The 19,024-nt window shown below is 35.2% G+C and carries 22 protein-coding genes; all 22 read left to right on the forward strand.

The window, feature by feature from the left end; translation table 11 throughout:
- The first annotated feature begins 13 nt into the window (after window positions 1-13).
- The 22 genes from MODO_RS01820 to MODO_RS01920 all read left to right on the forward strand — a co-directional run bounded on the left by MODO_RS01820 (window position 14) and on the right by MODO_RS01920 (window position 18,762).
- Window positions 14-637, forward strand: coding sequence for a YceD family protein (locus MODO_RS01820; protein ID WP_016361602.1), 624 nt, complete (start codon window positions 14-16; stop codon window positions 635-637).
- A 9-nt stretch (window positions 638-646) separates the two neighbouring features.
- Complete coding sequence (gene rpmF, locus MODO_RS01825) at window positions 647-844, forward strand: 50S ribosomal protein L32 (protein ID WP_006257684.1); 198 nt, start codon at window positions 647-649, stop codon at window positions 842-844.
- A 161-nt stretch (window positions 845-1,005) separates the two neighbouring features.
- Window positions 1,006-2,004 carry a beta-ketoacyl-ACP synthase III gene (locus MODO_RS01830; protein WP_006257685.1) on the forward strand — a complete coding sequence of 333 codons (999 nt, stop codon included), beginning with the start codon at window positions 1,006-1,008 and terminating at the stop codon, window positions 2,002-2,004.
- Between the two features lie 24 nt (window positions 2,005-2,028).
- Complete coding sequence (accB, locus tag MODO_RS01835) at window positions 2,029-2,517, forward strand: acetyl-CoA carboxylase biotin carboxyl carrier protein (RefSeq protein ID WP_006257686.1); 489 nt, start codon at window positions 2,029-2,031, stop codon at window positions 2,515-2,517.
- Between the two features lie 72 nt (window positions 2,518-2,589).
- Window positions 2,590-3,939 carry an acetyl-CoA carboxylase biotin carboxylase subunit gene (gene accC, locus MODO_RS01840; protein WP_006257687.1) on the forward strand — a complete coding sequence of 450 codons (1,350 nt, stop codon included), beginning with the start codon at window positions 2,590-2,592 and terminating at the stop codon, window positions 3,937-3,939.
- Window positions 3,940-4,193: 254 nt separating this feature from the next.
- The gene (locus tag MODO_RS01845; RefSeq protein WP_006257689.1) at window positions 4,194-4,394 is read left to right on the forward strand and encodes a cold-shock protein; all 201 of its coding nucleotides are present in this window, start codon (window positions 4,194-4,196) and stop codon (window positions 4,392-4,394) included.
- 209 nt (window positions 4,395-4,603) lie between these two features.
- A complete protein-coding gene (locus MODO_RS01850) occupies window positions 4,604-4,969 on the forward strand; it encodes an NADH-quinone oxidoreductase subunit A (RefSeq protein WP_006257690.1) in 366 nt (121 codons plus the stop codon).
- 14 nt (window positions 4,970-4,983) lie between these two features.
- Entirely contained in the window at window positions 4,984-5,535 is a 552-nt protein-coding gene (locus MODO_RS01855; protein ID WP_006257691.1) for an NADH-quinone oxidoreductase subunit B, read from the forward strand.
- A gap of 1 nt (window position 5,536) precedes the next feature.
- Window positions 5,537-6,058: an NADH-quinone oxidoreductase subunit C gene (locus MODO_RS01860; RefSeq protein ID WP_006257692.1), complete on the forward strand. Its 522-nt coding sequence runs from the start codon at window positions 5,537-5,539 to the stop codon at window positions 6,056-6,058.
- Window positions 6,059-6,077: 19 nt separating this feature from the next.
- Entirely contained in the window at window positions 6,078-7,313 is a 1,236-nt protein-coding gene (locus MODO_RS01865; RefSeq protein ID WP_006257693.1) for an NADH-quinone oxidoreductase subunit D, read from the forward strand.
- Window positions 7,314-7,317: 4 nt separating this feature from the next.
- A complete protein-coding gene (locus tag MODO_RS01870) occupies window positions 7,318-7,848 on the forward strand; it encodes an NADH-quinone oxidoreductase subunit NuoE family protein (protein ID WP_006257694.1) in 531 nt (176 codons plus the stop codon).
- 4 nt (window positions 7,849-7,852) lie between these two features.
- Window positions 7,853-9,211: an NADH-quinone oxidoreductase subunit NuoF gene (nuoF, locus tag MODO_RS01875; protein WP_006257695.1), complete on the forward strand. Its 1,359-nt coding sequence runs from the start codon at window positions 7,853-7,855 to the stop codon at window positions 9,209-9,211.
- Between the two features lie 41 nt (window positions 9,212-9,252).
- The gene (locus tag MODO_RS01880) at window positions 9,253-10,278 is read left to right on the forward strand and encodes an NADH-quinone oxidoreductase subunit G (protein ID WP_006257696.1); all 1,026 of its coding nucleotides are present in this window, start codon (window positions 9,253-9,255) and stop codon (window positions 10,276-10,278) included.
- Window positions 10,279-10,290: 12 nt separating this feature from the next.
- Window positions 10,291-11,325, forward strand: a complete 1,035-nt coding sequence (gene nuoH, locus MODO_RS01885; protein WP_006257697.1) for an NADH-quinone oxidoreductase subunit NuoH — start codon at window positions 10,291-10,293, stop codon at window positions 11,323-11,325.
- Between the two features lie 2 nt (window positions 11,326-11,327).
- Entirely contained in the window at window positions 11,328-11,873 is a 546-nt protein-coding gene (locus MODO_RS01890; protein ID WP_006257699.1) for a NuoI/complex I 23 kDa subunit family protein, read from the forward strand.
- A gap of 2 nt (window positions 11,874-11,875) precedes the next feature.
- Window positions 11,876-12,391, forward strand: a complete 516-nt coding sequence (locus MODO_RS01895) for an NADH-quinone oxidoreductase subunit J family protein (protein ID WP_006257700.1) — start codon at window positions 11,876-11,878, stop codon at window positions 12,389-12,391.
- Between the two features lie 2 nt (window positions 12,392-12,393).
- Complete coding sequence (gene nuoK, locus MODO_RS01900) at window positions 12,394-12,714, forward strand: NADH-quinone oxidoreductase subunit NuoK (protein WP_006257701.1); 321 nt, start codon at window positions 12,394-12,396, stop codon at window positions 12,712-12,714.
- A gap of 6 nt (window positions 12,715-12,720) precedes the next feature.
- Window positions 12,721-14,613: an NADH-quinone oxidoreductase subunit L gene (gene nuoL / locus MODO_RS01905; protein WP_006257702.1), complete on the forward strand. Its 1,893-nt coding sequence runs from the start codon at window positions 12,721-12,723 to the stop codon at window positions 14,611-14,613.
- Between the two features lie 9 nt (window positions 14,614-14,622).
- Window positions 14,623-16,056, forward strand: a complete 1,434-nt coding sequence (locus tag MODO_RS01910) for a complex I subunit 4 family protein (protein ID WP_006257703.1) — start codon at window positions 14,623-14,625, stop codon at window positions 16,054-16,056.
- 54 nt (window positions 16,057-16,110) lie between these two features.
- Window positions 16,111-17,484: an NADH-quinone oxidoreductase subunit N gene (locus MODO_RS01915; RefSeq protein WP_006257704.1), complete on the forward strand. Its 1,374-nt coding sequence runs from the start codon at window positions 16,111-16,113 to the stop codon at window positions 17,482-17,484.
- A gap of 493 nt (window positions 17,485-17,977) precedes the next feature.
- Window positions 17,978-18,214 carry a hypothetical protein gene (locus MODO_RS19535; RefSeq protein WP_235811645.1) on the forward strand — a complete coding sequence of 79 codons (237 nt, stop codon included), beginning with the start codon at window positions 17,978-17,980 and terminating at the stop codon, window positions 18,212-18,214.
- A complete protein-coding gene (locus MODO_RS01920) occupies window positions 18,211-18,762 on the forward strand; it encodes a lipopolysaccharide kinase InaA family protein (protein ID WP_235811646.1) in 552 nt (183 codons plus the stop codon). The genes MODO_RS19535 and MODO_RS01920 overlap by 4 nt, the downstream gene beginning before the upstream one ends.
- The last annotated feature ends 262 nt before the right edge of the window (window positions 18,763-19,024 follow it).

The following is a 19,024-nucleotide window of genomic DNA, read 5'->3' on the forward strand; positions in this document are numbered from 1 at the left end:
AATCATGTATTCCATGAATATTGAAAAAGACTTTTTAATACCTTTTACAGGATTAAAAAACGGAAAGCATTCGTTTGATTTTAAGGTAGATGACCGTTTTTTCGAAAACTACAACTACAGTGATTTCAATCATATTAATGCTGATATAAACGTTCTTTTAGACAAGAAAATTAATCTATTTGAGTTACACTTCACTGCAAAAGGTATAGCAAATGTACCTTGTGATGTGACAAACCAAGATTTTGACATGCCAGTAGAGAGTGAAATTGATTTGGTAGTTAAATTTGGAGATTCATTTAATGATGATCACGACGAGATATTAATCATCCCATATACTGAACATCAAATAAATGTAGCTCAATATATATATGAAATGATCGTTCTAGCTATACCACAAAAAAGGGTTCATCCTGGAGTAAAAGATGGAACATTAGATTCTGCAGCATTAGATTACTTAGGTTACGTTAATGAAGAGGATGAAGACGAATTTGACAGTCTATTCGATGATGAAGATGACGAAATCTTCGACTTAATAGACGACCTAGAATATGATGATGTAGAAGAGGAAGAAGAAAATACAAATAAAGATATTGACCCTAGATGGGCAGAATTAAAGAAACTATTAACGGATAAATAATATAGTAAAATGGCACATCCTAAGAGAAAAACCTCGAAAACAAGAAGAGATAAGAGAAGAACTCATTACAAAGCTGTAGCTCCAACAATCGCTACATGTCCTGTAACAGGAGAAGCTCACTTATATCACAGAGCTTACTGGCATGAAGGAAAAATGTACTACAGAGGGCAAGTTGTAATCGACAAAACAGCTGAAGTAGAGGCATAACTTTAGACAAAGTACAAATTAACTCTCACAATGTGTGAGAGTTTTTTTTTGGTATATAGCCCAAAAAACGTACTTTACGCCTCCAAAGAACCGTTAATTCGTTTTTTTTTTGTAATTTTCGCTTCTTTTTGGAATGTTTTTATAAAGTAAAGCAACACCATATGACAAAAATACACGCAGCCATTACAGCGATCGGATGCTACCTACCAGAGACTAAGTTAACCAATACAGACTTAGAGACGATGGTAGATACAAACGACGAATGGATAACTAGCCGTACAGGAATTAAAGAAAGAAGAATTCTTAAAGAACCTGGTGAAGGAGCTTCTTATATGGCTATCAAAGCCGCAGAAGATTTATTACGCAAATCAGGCACAGATCCTAAAGATATCGATTGTATAATCTTATCAACAGCGACACCTGATATGCCTGTAGCTTCTACAGGAGTTTATGTTGCAACAAAAATTGGAGCAACGAATGCATTTTCATTTGATTTACAAGCAGCTTGTTCTAGCTTTTTATATGGTATGTCAGTAGCTTCTGCATATATCGAATCAGGTAGATATAAAAAAGTATTGTTGATCGGATCAGACAAGATGTCTTCAATCATCGATTATACAGATCGTGCAACTTGTATTATCTTCGGAGATGCTGCTGGAGCAGTATTATTCGAGCCTAACACAGAAGGCTATGGAGTACAAGATGAATACTTAAGAAGCGACGGTGTTGGCCGTGAGTTCTTAAAAATCGAAGCAGGTGGATCTATCTTACCTGCAAGTGCAGAAACTGTTGCAAACAAACAACACTATGTATTCCAAGATGGAAAAACAGTATTTAAATATGCTGTATCAAACATGGCTGATGTAAGTGAAAAAGTTATGCAACGAAACAATCTTTCTCATGAAGATGTGACTTGGTTAGCTGCACACCAAGCGAACAAACGAATCATTGATGCTACAGCTCACAGAATGGGCTTAGATGACTCAAAGGTATTAATGAATATCGAAAGATACGGAAATACAACGTCTGCCACTTTACCATTACTACTTTGCGATTATGAAAAACAACTTAAAAAGGGTGATAATATTATTTTTGCTACTTTTGGAGGTGGTTTCACGTGGGGTGCAATGTACTTAAAGTGGGCGTACACAGCGAAATAAAAACAACTAACCAATACATTAGGTATGGACATTAAAGAGATTCAAAACTTAATTAAATTTGTAGCAAAATCAGGAGCTACAGAAGTAAAATTAGAAATGGATGATTTTAAAATCACCATTAAAACAACTGAAACAGGTAATACTGAAACTACTTACATCCAACAAGTACCAGTAGCTTCTGCTTTATCTCAAACTCCTGTTGCTCAACAAGCTGCAACTCCAGCTGCACCAGCTGCTGCTGCAACTGAAACTGCAGCTAACGAAGATTCTAAATACATCACTGTAAAATCTCCAATCATTGGAACATTCTATAGAAAACCAGCTCCAGACAAAGAACCATTTGCTGAAGTAGGAAAAACTATTAAAGCAGGAGATGTAGTATGTGTAATTGAAGCAATGAAATTATTCAACGAAATCGAATCTGAAATTTCTGGTAAAATCGTTAAAGTATTAGTTGACGATGCTTCTCCAGTAGAATTTGATCAACCATTATTCTTAGTTGATCCATCTTAAGAAATTTATAACACACCAATTTTTACTTTCTAACGAAGTAAACTCACTAAAGTTAAATTAAAGTTTCAAGAGATGTTTAAAAAAATATTAATCGCTAATAGAGGTGAAATTGCCTTACGTGTTATCAGAACATGTAAAGAAATGGGCATTAAAACTGTAGCAGTTTACTCTACTGCGGATGCAGATAGTTTACACGTTCGTTTTGCGGATGAAGCTGTTTGTATTGGACCTGCTCCAAGTAACTTATCGTATTTAAAGATTTCAAACATAATAGCTGCTGCTGAAATTACAAACGCAGATGCTATACACCCTGGTTACGGTTTCTTATCAGAAAACGCTAAATTTTCTAAAATCTGTCAAGAGCACGGTGTGAAGTTCATCGGTGCTGGACCAGAGATGATTGAAAAAATGGGAGATAAAGCTACAGCTAAGGAAACAATGAAATTAGCTGGAGTACCTACTGTACCAGGTTCTGACGGATTACTAGAATCATTAGAACACGCTAAAAAAACAGCTAAAGCTATCGGTTACCCAGTAATGATGAAAGCTACTGCTGGTGGTGGTGGTAAAGGTATGCGTGAAATCTTCAAAGAAGAAGAGCTAGACAGAGCATGGGAAAGTGCTCGTCAAGAAGCTTCTGCAGCTTTCGGTAACGATGGTATGTACATGGAGAAACTAATCCTTGACCCACGCCACATCGAGATCCAAGTAGTAGGAGACTCTTATGGTAAAGCATGTCACCTTTCTGAGCGTGACTGTTCTATCCAAAGACGTCACCAAAAACTAACAGAAGAAACACCTTCTCCATTCATGACAGATGAATTGAGACACAAAATGGGTGAAGCTGCTGTAAAAGCTGCTGAATTCATTAAATACGAAGGTGCTGGTACTATCGAATTCTTAGTAGACAGAGACAGAAACTTCTACTTCATGGAAATGAATACTCGTATCCAAGTAGAACACCCTATCACTGAACAAGTAATCGATTATGACTTAATCAGAGAGCAAATTTTAGTTGCAGCAGGTACACCAATTTCTGGTAAAAACTACTTGCCTAAAATGCACTCAATAGAATGTCGTATCAATGCAGAGGATCCATTCAATGACTTCCGCCCATCTCCAGGGAAGATTACAACTCTTCACACACCTGGTGGACACGGTGTACGTCTAGACACTCACGTGTACTCTGGATACTCTATTCCTCCTAATTATGACTCAATGATTGCTAAGTTAATTACAACTGCTCAAACAAGAGAAGAAGCAATTAACAAGATGAGAAGAGCATTAGACGAGTTCGTAATCGAAGGAATCAAAACGACTATTCCATTCCATAGACAATTAATGGATGATCCAAACTATATCGCTGGTAATTATACAACAGCATTTATGGAAAGTTTCACAATGAAACCATTAGAGGATTAATCTACATCAGATATCTCAAAGGGCTATTCTTAACTGAATAGCCCTTTTTGTTTTTAATTATGCCCTATCGCATCACCACAAAAAGCAAATACTACAAGAAGTAACACAAACTATTCGAAATATATTATAGAATTGAAAATAAAAATCTCCTCATCAATTAAATAAACATTAATTTTTAAAAAAAAATCAAAAAAAACTAAACTTAGTTCGAAACAAACATTATATTTGAACATAATTTTATTTATTTCAATACAATGCATACAGGCGTAATTAAGTTCTTCAATGAAGACAAAGGATTTGGCTTTATCACAAATGAAGCTACTAAACAAGACATTTTTGTTCACATCACAGGTTTAAAAACTAAAAGCATTAACCAAGGTGACCGCGTTTCTTATACTGAAGAAAAAGGTAAAAAAGGTTTAATCGCTGTAGATGTAGAAGTGATAGGAAATTAATTTTTTACAATATAAATTTTCAATTACGAAGAAGCTATTCATTTCAAAAATGGATAGCTTTTTTTATTACCTAGCATTCTATTTATAATTAATCCAAATACATATTAAGCCATTAGAGTCAAACTAGGCAACACCTAGAGTACCAAAGCTTTGTAAAACGAGAACTCAAATGTATATTTGTATGTTGTATTAATATAAATACTTTAGATATGCAGGCAAGTCAACTTGATTTCATCCCAATCTTAATGCAAATAGCACTAGCTGCTGGGTTTGTATCCATGACAATTTGGGTTTCTAGTAAATTAGGTCCCAAAAAATCTTCTAAAATTAAAGACAGTACATGGGAATGTGGATTAGAGTCACTAGGTAGTGCACGTATCCCATTCAATGTAAAATACTTCCTTGTAGCAATACTATTCGTATTATTTGATGTAGAGGTAATCTTCTTATACCCTTGGGCAGTTAACTTCCAAGAGTTCGGTTGGGACGGTTTAATGAAAATGGGAATTTTCTTATTCCTAATCATAATCGGATTACTATATGAATTCAAGAAAAAAGGACTAGAGTGGGATTAATAAAATAGATAGAGATGAGCGATAAAAAATATAATACAGTAGAAGCTCCGGAAGGATATGTAGGAGAAGGATTCTTTGCTACTAAATTAAGTTCAGTAGTTGGATTAGCACGTGCTAATTCAATGTGGCCTCTACCTTTCGCAACTTCTTGTTGTGGAATTGAATTCATGGCAACAATGGCAGCTACGTATGACGTAGCTCGTTTTGGTTCTGAGCGTATGAGTTTCTCTCCTAGACAAGCAGATATGCTAATGGTTATGGGAACTATTTCTAAAAAAATGGCTCCTATCTTAAGACAAGTATATGAACAGATGGCTGAACCAAAATGGGTTATTGCTGTTGGAGCTTGTGCTTGTTCTGGCGGGATTTTTGATACTTACTCTGTACTACAGGGAATAGATAAAGTAATCCCAGTAGACGTTTATGTACCAGGGTGCCCTCCTAGACCAGAACAAATTCTAGATGGTGTACTAAGACTACAAGAAATTGTAAAATCTGAATCTGTTAATCGCAGAGGTACGAAAGAATATGATGAATTATTAAATTCTTACAACATAAACAAATAGTATGGCATTAGATAATACTACATTACAAAAAAGGCTAATTGAAACATTTGGTATGTCAGTTAGTGAATTTCATGAACAACATGGAATGTTGTCTTTTGAAGTTGCAACTAATGCTTCGCACGATGTTCTTAAGTTTTTAAAAGAAGATAGTGAGATGAACTTTAACTTCCTTACAGATATTTGCGGAGTTCATTATGCTGACTTACCTTCGGAACGTCAATTAGCGGTGGTATACCACATGCACAACTGGACAGATAATATTAGAGTTCGTTTTAAAACCTTCTTAGATATCAAAAACCCAGTTGTAGAGTCTGCTACAGATTTGTTTAAAAGTGCAAACTGGCAAGAAAGAGAAACATATGATTTTTATGGGATTATCTTTAAGAATCATCCTCAATTGAAGAGAATATTAAATATGGACCAGATGGAATCTTTCCCATTAAGAAAAGAGTTCCCAATGGAAGATGCAGGTAGAACAGACAAAGATGATAGATTCTTTGGTAGAACGGTTCATAATTCTTAATACTTAAAGGAACGAGACTATGTCAGATTTATTATTACCTCCTGAGCAACGATATGCTAAACTTATTGAAGAGAAATTTCAAGAAGACGGGACAGAATTACAGATATTAAACTTAGGACCTACACACCCTGCTACACACGGTATCTTTCAGAATATCATCTTACTAGATGGAGAGAAAGTACTAGATGGAGAAGGAACAGTAGGATATATACATAGAGCATTTGAGAAAATAGCTGAGAACAGACCTTTTTATCAAATCAACGTATTAACAGATCGTCTAAACTATTGTTCTTCACCAATCAACAATACTGCTTGGTGGTTAACTGTAGAAAAGGCATTAGGTATTGAAATCCCTAAAAGAGTTCAATATTTAAGAGTTATCGTAATGGAATTGGCTCGTATAGCTGACCACATTATCTGTAGCTCAGTAATGGGGGTAGATACAGGAGCTCTTACAGGGTTCTTATATGTATTCCAGTACAGAGAAAAAATATACGAAATATTCGAAGAAATTAGTGGTGCACGTTTAACTACTAATATGGGAAGAATCGGAGGATTTGAGAGAGAGTGGTCTCCAAAGGTATTCCAACTAATCGAAGAATTCTTAAGAGAATTCCCTGCAATCTGGTCTGAATTTGAAGGGTTACTTACGCGTAACAGAATCTTTATGGACAGAACAATAGGTGTAGGTGGAATCTCTGCTGAAGAAGCTATTAACTTCGGATTCACAGGTCCTAACTTAAGAGCGGCAGGAGTTGACTATGACGTACGTATTGCTTCACCATATTGCTCTTACGAAGACTTTGACTTTGATATTCCAGTTGGTACAAGTGGTGACTGTTACGACAGATTCTGCGTTCGTAATGCTGAAGTATGGGAAAGTTTAAAAATCATCAGACAAGCATTAGACAAAATGCCTGAAGGTCCATACCATGCAGATGTACCAGATTATTACCTTCCTCCAAAAGAAGATGTTTATACTAATATGGAAGCACTTATCTACCACTTTAAAATAATCATGGGAGAAGTACCTGTGCCAGTTACAGAACTATACAATCCTGTAGAAGGTGGTAATGGAGAATTAGGTTTCTACTTAATCACTGATGGTAGTAGAACTCCTTATCGTTTACACTTTAGAAGACCTTGTTTTATCATCTATCAAGCATATAATGACATCGTAAGAGGTGGTATGCTATCAGATGCTATTATTACACTGTCAAGTTTAAATATTATCGCAGGAGAATTAGACGCTTAAGATTATGGAAGTTAAAAAATACAAACAAAACATAAATATCACACCAGAGTTGCAACAACGCATTGATGAGTTGATTAGCCACTACCCTGCTGATAAAAGAAAGTCAGCGCTATTACCAGTCTTACATGAGGTACAAGATGCTCATGACAACTGGTTAAGTGCAGAACTAATGGACAAAGTCGCTGAAATGCTAAACATAACTCCTATCGAAGTATACGAGGTAGTTACATTCTATACAATGTACAACCAAAAACCAGTAGGTAAGTATATGTTCGAATTCTGCTTAACATCTTGTTGTGGAATTAGAGGTGCTGATGATATGATGGAATACGCTTGTGAAAAGCTAGGCATAAAACCAGGAGAAACAACTCCTGATGGAATGTTCTCTATAGCAGGTGTTCAATGTTTAGGTGCTTGTGGATATGCTCCAATGATGCAATTAGGAGATTTCTATAAAGAGCACTTGACAAAAGAAAAAATAGATCAAATCATAGAAGATTGTAAAGCTGGTAAAGTAATTCTTCACGACAAATAGTAATATGGCAACAAAAATATTATTAGATAAAATCAATATCCCAGGGATTAAGTCTTATGAAGTATACCGTCAAAATGGTGGTTATGCTTCTGTAGAGAAAGCTATAAAATCTATGACTCCTGATGAAATCACGGAAGAAGTAAAAGCTTCTGGTTTAAGAGGTCGTGGAGGTGCTGGATTCCCAGTAGGATTAAAATGGAGTTTCATCGATAAAAAGTCAGGCAAACCAAGACACTTAGTTTGTAATGCGGATGAATCTGAACCAGGTACTTTTAAAGACCGTTACTTAATGGAACATATTCCTCACTTATTAATAGAAGGAATGATTACATCAAGTTTCGCTTTAGGGGCTAACCTATCTTACATCTATATTCGTGGAGAATATATGTGGGTTTTTAAAATACTAGAAAGAGCTATAAAAGAAGCTTATGCTGCTGGATGGCTTGGTAAAAATATCTTAGGGTCAGACTATTCATTAGATCTACACGTACACTGTGGTGCAGGAGCCTATATCTGTGGAGAAGAAACTGCTCTTATCGAATCACTAGAAGGTAAAAGAGGTAATCCTCGTATCAAACCACCATTCCCTGCTGTAAGTGGACTATGGGGTAATCCTACAGTGGTAAATAACGTAGAATCTATTGCTAACGTTCCATGGATTGTAAACAACTCTGGAGAAGCGTATTCTAAATTAGGATTAGGGAGATCAGCTGGTACAAAACTTATTTCTGCTTCAGGACACATCAAAAAACCTGGAGTATACGAAATCGAAATGGGTATCACTGTTCATGAATTTATTAACTCAGAAGAATACTGTGGTGGTATGATAGATGATCGTCCTATCAAGGCATTAGTCCCTGGGGGATCTTCAGTACCAATCTTACCAGCGCATTTAATCTATAAAACAGCTAATGGTGAAGATCGTCTAATGACGTATGAATCGTTATCTGATGGAGGATTCGAAACAGGATCTATGTTGGGTTCTGGAGGATTCATCGTTTATAATGATACAGCTTGTATCGTTAGAAACACCTGGAACTTCGCTCGTTTCTATGCTCATGAAAGTTGTGGACAATGTTCTCCATGTCGTGAAGGTACAGGGTGGCTTGAAAAAGTATTACACCGTATAGAGACGGGTAACGGAACTATGGATGACATCGATTTATTATGGAGCATCCAGAGCAATATTGAAGGAAACACTATTTGTCCTTTAGGAGATGCTGCTGCATGGCCAGTAGCTGCAGCCATAAGACATTTTAGAGAAGAGTTTGAATATCACGTTTTATATCCAGAGAAAGTTAAAGATAGAAATCACTATGTGAATGAGCCTTTCTCAACAGTAAAACACTTGATCAATAAATAATATACGCTGACTAAATATTCAGCTTAAACAAAGCACAGTTTATGAAAGTTACTATAGACGGACATGAAATAGAAGTAGAACCAGGGACATCCATTCTACAAGCAGCAAGAATGATAGGAGGCGAATCAGTACCTCCTGCAATGTGCTATTATTCAAAACTAGAAGGTACAGGAGGAAAATGTAGAGCATGTTTAGTGGAAGTATCTAAAGGTAGTGAAGCAGATCCACGTCCTATGCCTAAGTTAATGGCTTCTTGTAAAACAGGAGTTATGGACGGTATGGAGGTAAAAAGTATTTCTTCTCCAAGAGTACTAGAAGCACGTAAAGCAGTTACTGAATTCTTATTAATCAACCACCCTCTTGACTGTCCTGTATGTGACCAAGCAGGTGAATGTGATTTACAAAACCTAGCTTTCGACCATGGTAAAGGTCAGAAACGCTTCAAAGAAGAAAAAAGAACATTCGCTCCTGAAAATATAGGAGACAATATTCAACTTCACATGAATCGTTGTATCCTTTGCTATAGATGTGTAAAGACAGCAGAACAACTAACAGACGCAAGAGTACACGGTGTATGTGGACGTGGTGATCACGCACAAATATCAACTTATATATCAGCTGCAATTGATAATGAGTTCTCTGGAAACATGATAGATGTATGCCCTGTAGGAGCATTAACAGATAAAACATTCCGCTTTAAATCACGTGTTTGGTTTAACAAACCTTATAACGCACATAGAGATTGTCCTACATGTTCTGGTAAAGTAACAGTATGGATGTTCGGAGAAGAAATCCAAAGAGTAACAGCTCGTAAAGATGAATTCCACGAAGTAGAAGAATTTATCTGTAACAGTTGTCGTTTTGACCACAAAGACACAAAAGACTGGGTTATTGAAGGACCACGTAAGTTTGAGAAATTCTCTGTTATCAATCAAAACAACTACACTAAGAAATTAGATAAAGTAGTAATGAAAACAGAAAAACATATCTTAGAAGGACGTGACCAAGACCGCGTTAAAATTAGTATGAAGGAAATTCCTTTTACAGATAATGAATCAAAAGAATAAATCGGCATAAGTATGGATAAAACTATTATTATAGATAAGGCAGTTATCATTGTAGTTGTGTTTGCAGTTACGATGCTTATGGCGATGTATGCCACGTTAGCAGAACGTAAAATTGCTGCCTGGATACAAGACCGTCTAGGTCCTAACCGTGCTGGTAAAGGAGGTATATTACAGCCCCTAGCAGATGGTTTAAAACTATTCGCTAAAGAAGAAACACAACCAAACACACCAAATAAATTCTTATTTAAGTTTGGACCTTTCCTGGCGATGACATTAGCATTAATGACTAGTGCTGTTATTCCTTGGGGAGATAAGTTTCATTTATTTGGAAGAGATATTATATTACAAGCTGCTGACTTAAATGTTGGCTTACTATATATCATCGCAGTACTTTCTGTAGGAGTATACGGTATCATGATTGGAGCTTGGGCATCAAATAATAAATACTCTTTAATGAGTGGTATTCGTGCTGCTTCTCAAATGATTTCGTATGAAATCGCAATGGGACTTTCACTAATATCATTACTATTAATGACTCAGTCATTAAGCATGCGAGAAATAGCATTACAACAACAAGGAATGAACTGGAACGTATTCTACCAACCAGTTGGTTTTTTAATCTTCTTGATTTGTTCATTTGCTGAAACTAATCGTGCGCCTTTTGACTTAGCAGAATGTGAACAAGAACTAATTGGAGGATTCCACACAGAATATTCTTCTATGAAGATGGGATTCTTCCTTTTCGCTGAATATGCAAACTTATTTATCTCATCAGCTATCATCTCTGTACTATACTTTGGAGCGTATAACTATCCAGGTATGTCATGGGCTGTAGAAAACTGGGGAGTAAATATTGCAAACGTAATAGGTATTTTCGCTCTATTCGTTAAAATATGTTTCTTCATATTTGTTTATATGTGGGTTCGTTGGACTTTACCACGTTTCCGTTATGATCAATTGATGAACTTAGGATGGAAATCATTAATTCCATTAGCATTGTTGAATTTAGTGATTACAGCTATTGTAATCTTACTAGTAAAAAGTTAAGCATGTCGACAAATACTTATTCATTATCAGGAAGAAAAAAGGAAGTTTCTAATAAGAAGCTGACTTGGACAGAGAAGATCTACTTAGTAGCTATCTTCAAAGGAATGATGGTTACCTTAAAACACATGTTTAAGAAAAAAGTGACTATCGCTTATCCAGAACAACAACGACCTTTCAGTGATGTATATCGCGGAAGACATATGCTAATGCGTGATGACGAAGGTAGAGAACGTTGTACAGCTTGTGGTTTATGTGCATTATCATGTCCTGCAGAAGCAATTTCAATGAAAGCAGCAGAACGCAAACCTGAAGAAGCACATCTTTATCGCGAGGAGAAATACGCTGAGATATACGAGATTAATATGCTTCGTTGTATATTTTGTGGTTTATGTGAAGAGGCTTGCCCAAAACAAGCAATTTACTTGACTACATCTAAACAAATTGCTAAAGCAGATGTTACTCGTGAGAACTTCATCTTTGGAAAAGACAAATTAGTTATGCCACTAGATGTAGCAATCGAAAATACTAAACAACAGAATCAAGCTTAATCATGGTAGAAATATTATTTTATATTCTTTCGACTATAACACTCGGAAGTGCAGTACTTACCCTATTGAGCAAAAACCCTATCCATAGTGCTTTGTGGTTAGTGGTAAGTTTCTTTTCAATAGCTGGTCACTACATCCTATTAAACTCTCAGTTCTTAGGAATGGTACATATTATGGTTTACTCTGGTGCTATCATGATTTTAATGCTATTTACAATCATGTTAATGAACTTAAATATAAGCCATGAAGTCTCTAAACCTTTTATCACTAAAGTTGTTGCTACAATAGCTTTCTGTTTAGTAGGTTTATTATTGCTTTCTATTACTATGCGTGGAGCTCAAACTTATGAATTGCAATACGCAACTCATGGACAAGACTTCCAATCAGTACAAGTACTAGGTAAAGTATTATTAAATGAATACGTAATGCCTTTCGAAATGGTAGCTGTTCTATTATTATTATCTATGATAGGTGCAGTACTAATCTCTAAAAAGGACAAAACCGATAAAGAAGCATAATTATGGAGAATGTAATTGAAATAATTGGTATAGACAGATACATTTACTTATCGATCATATTATTCTGCATCGGAGTATTTGGTATTCTATATAGACGTAACGCAATTGTAATGTTTATGTGTATCGAGATTATGTTGAACTCTGCTAATATGCTATTAGTAGCGTTTTCTACATATCATCAAGATGCACAGGGACAGGTATTCGTATTCTTTACGATGGCGGTAGCGGCAGCAGAAGTTGCTGTTGGGTTAGCCATATTAGTAACGATATACAGAAATATTGGATCAATTGATATTGATAAATTAAAAAACTTAAAAGGATAATTCCGCATGGATACGAACGTAATTTTACTTTTATTACTGGCTCCTTTATTAGGGTCACTAGTTAATATTTTCTTCGGAAAGAAATTAGGTAATAGTGCTGGAATGATTGCTACCCTTGCAGTTTTAATTTCATTCATTATTACAGTAATAGCATTTGTACAAGTAAACGGTACAGGTGAACCAATACAAGTTGACTTATTTAATTGGATGTCAACAACGAGATTTGATATCTCTTTCGGATTCTTATTAGATCAGCTTTCATTGTTATGGTTATTATTTGTTACAGGTATTGGTACACTGATACACTGGTACTCTACTAGCTATATGAAAGGTGATGAGAACTATGGAAAGTTCTTTGCTTACCTTAACTTATTTATCTTCTTCATGATTTTATTAGTTACAGGTAGCAACTTACTAATCACATTTATTGGTTGGGAAGGTGTAGGACTTTGTTCATACTTACTTATCGGATTCTGGCATAAGAACCAATCATATAACGACGCAGCTAAGAAAGCATTTATCATGAACCGTATAGGAGATTTAGGTTTCCTAGTAGGGGTATTCATTTTAGCATTCTTATTCCAGTCGTTAGATTATATGACAATTAAAGAAGCTATTCTAAGCGGAACTAACCATCAAGTAAATACTTGGATTGGATATGCTGCTTTAGCTCTTTTCATTGGAGCAGTTGGTAAGAGTGCACAGATACCTTTGTACACTTGGTTACCAGATGCAATGGCAGGACCAACTCCTGTATCAGCATTAATCCACGCTGCTACGATGGTAACTGCAGGTATATTCTTAATCACTAGATTAAACTTTGTATTTGATCTTGTACCTCATATTCAAAACATAATCGCTATCGTTGGAGCATTTACTGCTTTATTCGCAGCAACTATTGGTCTTGTACAAAATGATATCAAAAAAGTACTTGCTTACTCTACAGTATCTCAGTTAGGATTAATGTTTATGGCTATTGGTTTTGGAGCTTATGAGATTGCAGTATTCCACGTGATCACACACGCTTTCTTTAAAGCTTGTTTATTCCTTGGATCAGGATCAGTTATACACGCTATGGGTGGAGAACAAGATATGCGTAAAATGGGTGGTCTACAACCATTCATGAAAGTGACTTACTTAACGTTCTTAATCGCTACATTAGCTATCTCAGGATTTCCATTCTTCTCAGGTTTCTTCTCTAAAGATGAGATCTTATTAACAGCGTTTAAACACAATACTGTATTATACATTATTGGTTCATTAGCGTCTATTATGACAGCTTTCTATATGTTCCGTCTATTCTTCTTGACGTTCAAAAAGAACTTTAGAGGAACTCAAGAACAAAAGAATCATTTACACGAAAGCCCTGCTGCTATGACTACACCATTAGTAGTATTAGCTATACTTTCTGTAGTTGGAGGACTTATCAGCTTACCAGGTAATGGAAACTCTTGGTTAAACGAATATCTTAAACCTGTTATCGTAAATACAGTGACTAAACACAGTCATGAATTAGGTACATTAGAATACATCCTAATGGGAGTTGCTACTATTGGTTTCTTAATCGGACTAGGTCTTGCTTACTCTAAGTATATTAGTAAAAATGAAGTACCTCAAGAAGACGAACAAATCGTTGGTTTCCATAAAGTACTTTACAACAAATACTACATTGATGAAATCTATCAAAAAGTAATTGTAAACCCTATCTACACACTAGCTACATTCTTAAGAGATGTAGTAGAAGTAGCTTTATCAGGAACTATATTTGGTTTAGGAAAGATAGCAGACGGATTATCTCTACAAGGTAAAAAAGCTCAAAACGGTAATATCGGATTGTACTTATTTGCTTTTGTATTCGGAATCTGTTTGATTTTATATTATTTATTCATTGCAAGATAACTTAGAGAGATGAACGTAACTATATTATTATTAACGTTATTAGTCGGAGCTATAGCGACCTACTTCGTAGGTAAACAATCAGCTGCTAAAGTAGCCTTGTTATTCGGACTAGTTGCTTTTGTAGAAACTTTAGTTCTAATCTGTTCACATAATTCTGGGGTTGACACAGGATATGTAACGCAATGGATGACTAACCCTAATATTCATTTAGCCTTTAAAGCAGATGGTTTAGGATTAGCTTTAGTTTTATTAACGACAGCATTAACTCCTGTGATTATATTATCATCATTAGGAGATCACATAGAGAAATCTAATGCATTCTATGCATTAGTAATGTTTATGTCATTCGCTATGACAGGAACATTCTTAGCATCTGATGGATTCTTATATTACATCTTCTGGGAGTTATCATTACTACCTATTTACTTCATTGCTTTATTATGGGGTAATGACAGTTTCGAAGCACGTAAGAAAGCAATCTTTAAGTTCTTTATTTACACATTTGCAGGTTCATTATTCATGTTAGTTGGTTTTATCTATCTATACCAACGTGCTGGTAGCTTTATGCTAATTGACCTGTATAATGCTAAACTATCAGCTACAGAACAGTACTGGATCTTCTTAGCATTCTTCATTGCTTATGCGATTAAGATTCCTGTATTCCCATTCCACACATGGCAGGCTTCTACTTATGAGAAAGCCCCTACAGTAGGAACAATGTTATTAGCTGGTATCATGCTTAAGATGGGGTTATACTCTATCATCCGTTGGCAATTACCAATCTCTCCAATAGCAGCAAAAGAAGTAATGCCTACTATCTTAGTACTTTGTATCATTGGTGTAGTATATGGTTCTATCGTAGCATTAAAACAGTCGAATATCAAAAGATTCTTTGCATATTCTTCATTAGCTCACGTAGGTCTTATTGCAGCAGGAGCATATTCATTGACATTAGACGGATTAAGAGGAGCTGTTTTACAAATGATAGCACACGGATTCGTTATCGTAGGTTTATTCTACGTAGCAGAGATTATTTACAAACGTTACCAGACTAGAATGATTGGTGAAATGGGAGGTATTAGACAACAAGCTCCTAAATTCGCTTCATTATTCATGATCTTAATGTTTGCTTCAATAGGATTACCAGGAACATTCAGTTTCATCGGAGAATTCAACCTGCTTTTAGGATTATCACAAGTGAATATATGGTATGCTATCATTGGGGGTACCTCTATTATCTTAGGTGCATTCTATATGCTTAGAATGTTCCAAAAGTCGATGTTAGGAGAAACTAATACTAAAGTATTCGCTGATGTAAATACTAAAGAAGTAGTGATCTTAGGCGTATTAGCAGTAGCTGTTATATTCTTCGGAATATTCCCACAGCCATTATCTGACTTGATCACACCTAGTTTGGTTGAAATAATGTCTTATATTAAGTAATAAATAGTAAGGAGTCAGTACATAACTGATGAATTTAATTCCAAAATAAAACAAATGAATACATTAATAGCAATTGGAGTATTAGCGGTTTTAGTACTTGTACTAGAAATCATCAATTTGCGCAAAGTAGTCATTCCTGCGACACTTTTAGGATTACTAGGTATCTTGGGATATACTGTATGCAATATTGATGTGGTACAAGCATATTATAACAATATGTTTGTGAGCACTAAATTTTCTACCGCATTTTCATCTTTATTTATAGCCTTAACTATTTTCTTAGTAGCATTAAGTAAAGATTTTTATAAAACAGAATTCTCAAAGATATCAGACTATATCTCATTAAAACTTTTCCTTTTAATGGGAGCGATATGTATGGTAAGCTTTGGTAATATGGCTATGTTCTTCCTAGGACTTGAGATCCTTTCTATCACATTATACATCTTATGTGGTACAGATCGCAAGAACATTAAGAGTAACGAAGCTGCGATGAAGTATTTCCTTTTAGGATCATTCGCTTCAGGAGTAGTATTATTCGGTATTGCTTTAATCTATGGGGCTACAGGGTCGTTTGATGTAGTTAGAATAAAAGAAGTAGCACTAGCAGGATCATTACCGATATGGTATGCACTAGGAACTACGATGATTATCATAGGTATGTTATTTAAGATAGCAGCTGTTCCATTCCACTTCTGGGCACCAGACGTGTACCAAGGAGCACCTAGTCTTACGACAGCACTGATGAGTACATTAGTTAAAGTAGCTGCTGTAGCTACGCTATACAGACTAAGCATGTACTTATTAGTAGATATGCCAAGTCAATATATCAACGTAATCGTAGTAATCGCTATTCTAACGATGACGGTAGGTAATATCATGGCTATCCGTCAAGATAATATGAAGCGTCTATTAGCATACTCTGGTATATCACATGCTGGATTTATGATGATGGCACTTACAGCATTAGGTACAGCATCAGCTAACCTATTCTACTATGCATCAGCGTATGCTGTAGCAGGTATAGCAGCATTCACAGTATTAATCATCGTGACAAAGAATAAAGAAAACGAACAAATATCTAACTTCAATGGGTTAGCGAAGAAGAATCCTCTTCTTGCTATTATCCTTTCTGTAGCGTTATTATCTATGGGAGGTATACCTATTTTTGCAGGATTCTTTGGTAAGTTCTTCTTATTCTCACAGGCGATAAGTAATGGATTTATAGCATTAGTTATCTTCGGGGTGATTAACTCATTTATCAGTATCTATTACTATCTAAAAGTAATCATTGGTATGTACGCTTCTACAGAAGAAGATACAGAGCACATCCAAGTACCGTTAACTTATAAGATCGTTGGGGTTACAGCCATCGTTATTAACATCGTTATTGGTCTATGTCCATCGATACTTTTAAACCTATTCAATTAGAACAAAATAAATAACAACTCGATAGATTACCCTAAAGGTGGCGTTTTATTAATAAAACGCCACCTTTTTTTATAACCCACATCACAATCAGTGTGATACAACCGAAAACCTCTAAAATATAAGTGATCATTATTTTGTTTAATTTTCATTTAAAAGACATTTAATTTTAAAAAGCATATCTTTTTAAGACATTTCTATCTAATTCCGTATAACTTCAAAAAACTAAAAAAACTCGCATTTTATCACGTTTATTTTATTCTAAATCAGCACTTGTGACAATTATCTAGACTTAATAAAACTTATCACTAGCAATATCTCATTATAAGCATTAAAATAGTTAAAAAGCACAAAAAAAACAAATGCTAAATCCTTCATAAAACAAACATAAATACAAATCAACACACTGAAATACAACAATTTAACTCCTTTAGTTTAATAATTTCGTTTCCTAAGCATTCTTTATCTTTAGTGCTTAATTGTAATTACTTTTTATATGAAGAAGTTGAAAGTAAATGCGATAATACACACTCAATATCAAAACCTTAAAAAGGAACTAACGGAAATCATTGAAGCCTATGACGAAATAGATACTTATATCGCTAAAGGAACTAGAAATAGTATCAAGCTTGAGAGCTATCTACTGGTCAGAAGGTTGCTATTAAATCCTTTAAGAAACCTAATCTTATCAATAGATATGTATACCGAAATATACGTAAGTCTAAAGGTCTGAGATCATTTGAAAACGCTGAAAGATTACACAATCTAGGAATCAATGCTCCACATTCGATTGCTTATTTTGAATACGTCTCTAAAGGCGCATTAAGAAACTCATACTACATATCAGAATTTATTGATACAGATATCACTTATAGAGATCTAGCACAAAACCAAGATTGTCCTAACAGGGAGAGAGTCCTTGAGGAGTTCGTTGAATTCTCTTTTAAATTACACGAGAATGGTATTAATTTCTTAGACCATTCACCAGGTAACACTTTGATAAAAGTAAGAGAAGATGGTTCGCATGAATTTTATCTAGTAGATATCAACAGAATGAAGTTTGATCAAGAAATGAGTTTCTCACATCGAATGAAAAACTTGTCACACTTGACTACAAACATTCAAGATATCGAGAAGATGGCTACCCATTATGCTGAGCTTATTGGTAAGAGCTCACGTGATGTGTTTATAAAACTTTGGTTAGAGACTATCAAGTTTCAATACAGGTTTTATAAAAAGAAAGCCATTAAGAACAAAGTAAAGAAAATGTATTATCAATAGCATTTAAAACACCTCAGCATCGTCTAGAGGTGTTTTTTTATATCCCTTACGCTATTACTTGCCTTATAATGCCTCCTTATGCCCTTATTGCTCTCCTTTGCTCTTTTTGCCCAAAAATGCACCATCTAAAAACACTTAAACAACTACTTATCAGATTATTAAAACAATAACAAGACAAATCCTTCGGAAGCCATTCGGAAACAACCAGTATATACACGGGTTCAATCCTTGTTTTCAAAAGCACACCCTATCTCTACCCGAA

Source organism: Myroides odoratimimus (assembly GCF_001485415.1).
In the GTDB taxonomy this organism is placed as follows: domain Bacteria; phylum Bacteroidota; class Bacteroidia; order Flavobacteriales; family Flavobacteriaceae; genus Flavobacterium; species Flavobacterium odoratimimum.

Coding starts and splice junctions, on each gene's coding strand:
- MODO_RS01880 (WP_006257696.1), top strand. CDS start 9,253: ATGAAAGTTACTATAGACGGACATGAAATAGAAGTAGAACCAGGGACA.
- nuoH (WP_006257697.1), top strand. CDS start 10,291: ATGGATAAAACTATTATTATAGATAAGGCAGTTATCATTGTAGTTGTG.
- MODO_RS01865 (WP_006257693.1), top strand. CDS start 6,078: ATGTCAGATTTATTATTACCTCCTGAGCAACGATATGCTAAACTTATT.
- MODO_RS01910 (WP_006257703.1), top strand. CDS start 14,623: ATGAACGTAACTATATTATTATTAACGTTATTAGTCGGAGCTATAGCG.
- nuoF (WP_006257695.1), top strand. CDS start 7,853: ATGGCAACAAAAATATTATTAGATAAAATCAATATCCCAGGGATTAAG.
- nuoK (WP_006257701.1), top strand. CDS start 12,394: ATGGAGAATGTAATTGAAATAATTGGTATAGACAGATACATTTACTTA.
- accB (WP_006257686.1), top strand. CDS start 2,029: ATGGACATTAAAGAGATTCAAAACTTAATTAAATTTGTAGCAAAATCA.
- MODO_RS01860 (WP_006257692.1), top strand. CDS start 5,537: ATGGCATTAGATAATACTACATTACAAAAAAGGCTAATTGAAACATTT.
- MODO_RS01870 (WP_006257694.1), top strand. CDS start 7,318: ATGGAAGTTAAAAAATACAAACAAAACATAAATATCACACCAGAGTTG.
- MODO_RS01830 (WP_006257685.1), top strand. CDS start 1,006: ATGACAAAAATACACGCAGCCATTACAGCGATCGGATGCTACCTACCA.
- rpmF (WP_006257684.1), top strand. CDS start 647: ATGGCACATCCTAAGAGAAAAACCTCGAAAACAAGAAGAGATAAGAGA.
- MODO_RS01850 (WP_006257690.1), top strand. CDS start 4,604: ATGCAGGCAAGTCAACTTGATTTCATCCCAATCTTAATGCAAATAGCA.
- MODO_RS01890 (WP_006257699.1), top strand. CDS start 11,328: ATGTCGACAAATACTTATTCATTATCAGGAAGAAAAAAGGAAGTTTCT.
- MODO_RS01915 (WP_006257704.1), top strand. CDS start 16,111: ATGAATACATTAATAGCAATTGGAGTATTAGCGGTTTTAGTACTTGTA.
- MODO_RS01820 (WP_016361602.1), top strand. CDS start 14: ATGAATATTGAAAAAGACTTTTTAATACCTTTTACAGGATTAAAAAAC.
- MODO_RS01855 (WP_006257691.1), top strand. CDS start 4,984: ATGAGCGATAAAAAATATAATACAGTAGAAGCTCCGGAAGGATATGTA.
- nuoL (WP_006257702.1), top strand. CDS start 12,721: ATGGATACGAACGTAATTTTACTTTTATTACTGGCTCCTTTATTAGGG.
- MODO_RS19535 (WP_235811645.1), top strand. CDS start 17,978: ATGAAGAAGTTGAAAGTAAATGCGATAATACACACTCAATATCAAAAC.
- accC (WP_006257687.1), top strand. CDS start 2,590: ATGTTTAAAAAAATATTAATCGCTAATAGAGGTGAAATTGCCTTACGT.
- MODO_RS01895 (WP_006257700.1), top strand. CDS start 11,876: ATGGTAGAAATATTATTTTATATTCTTTCGACTATAACACTCGGAAGT.
- MODO_RS01845 (WP_006257689.1), top strand. CDS start 4,194: ATGCATACAGGCGTAATTAAGTTCTTCAATGAAGACAAAGGATTTGGC.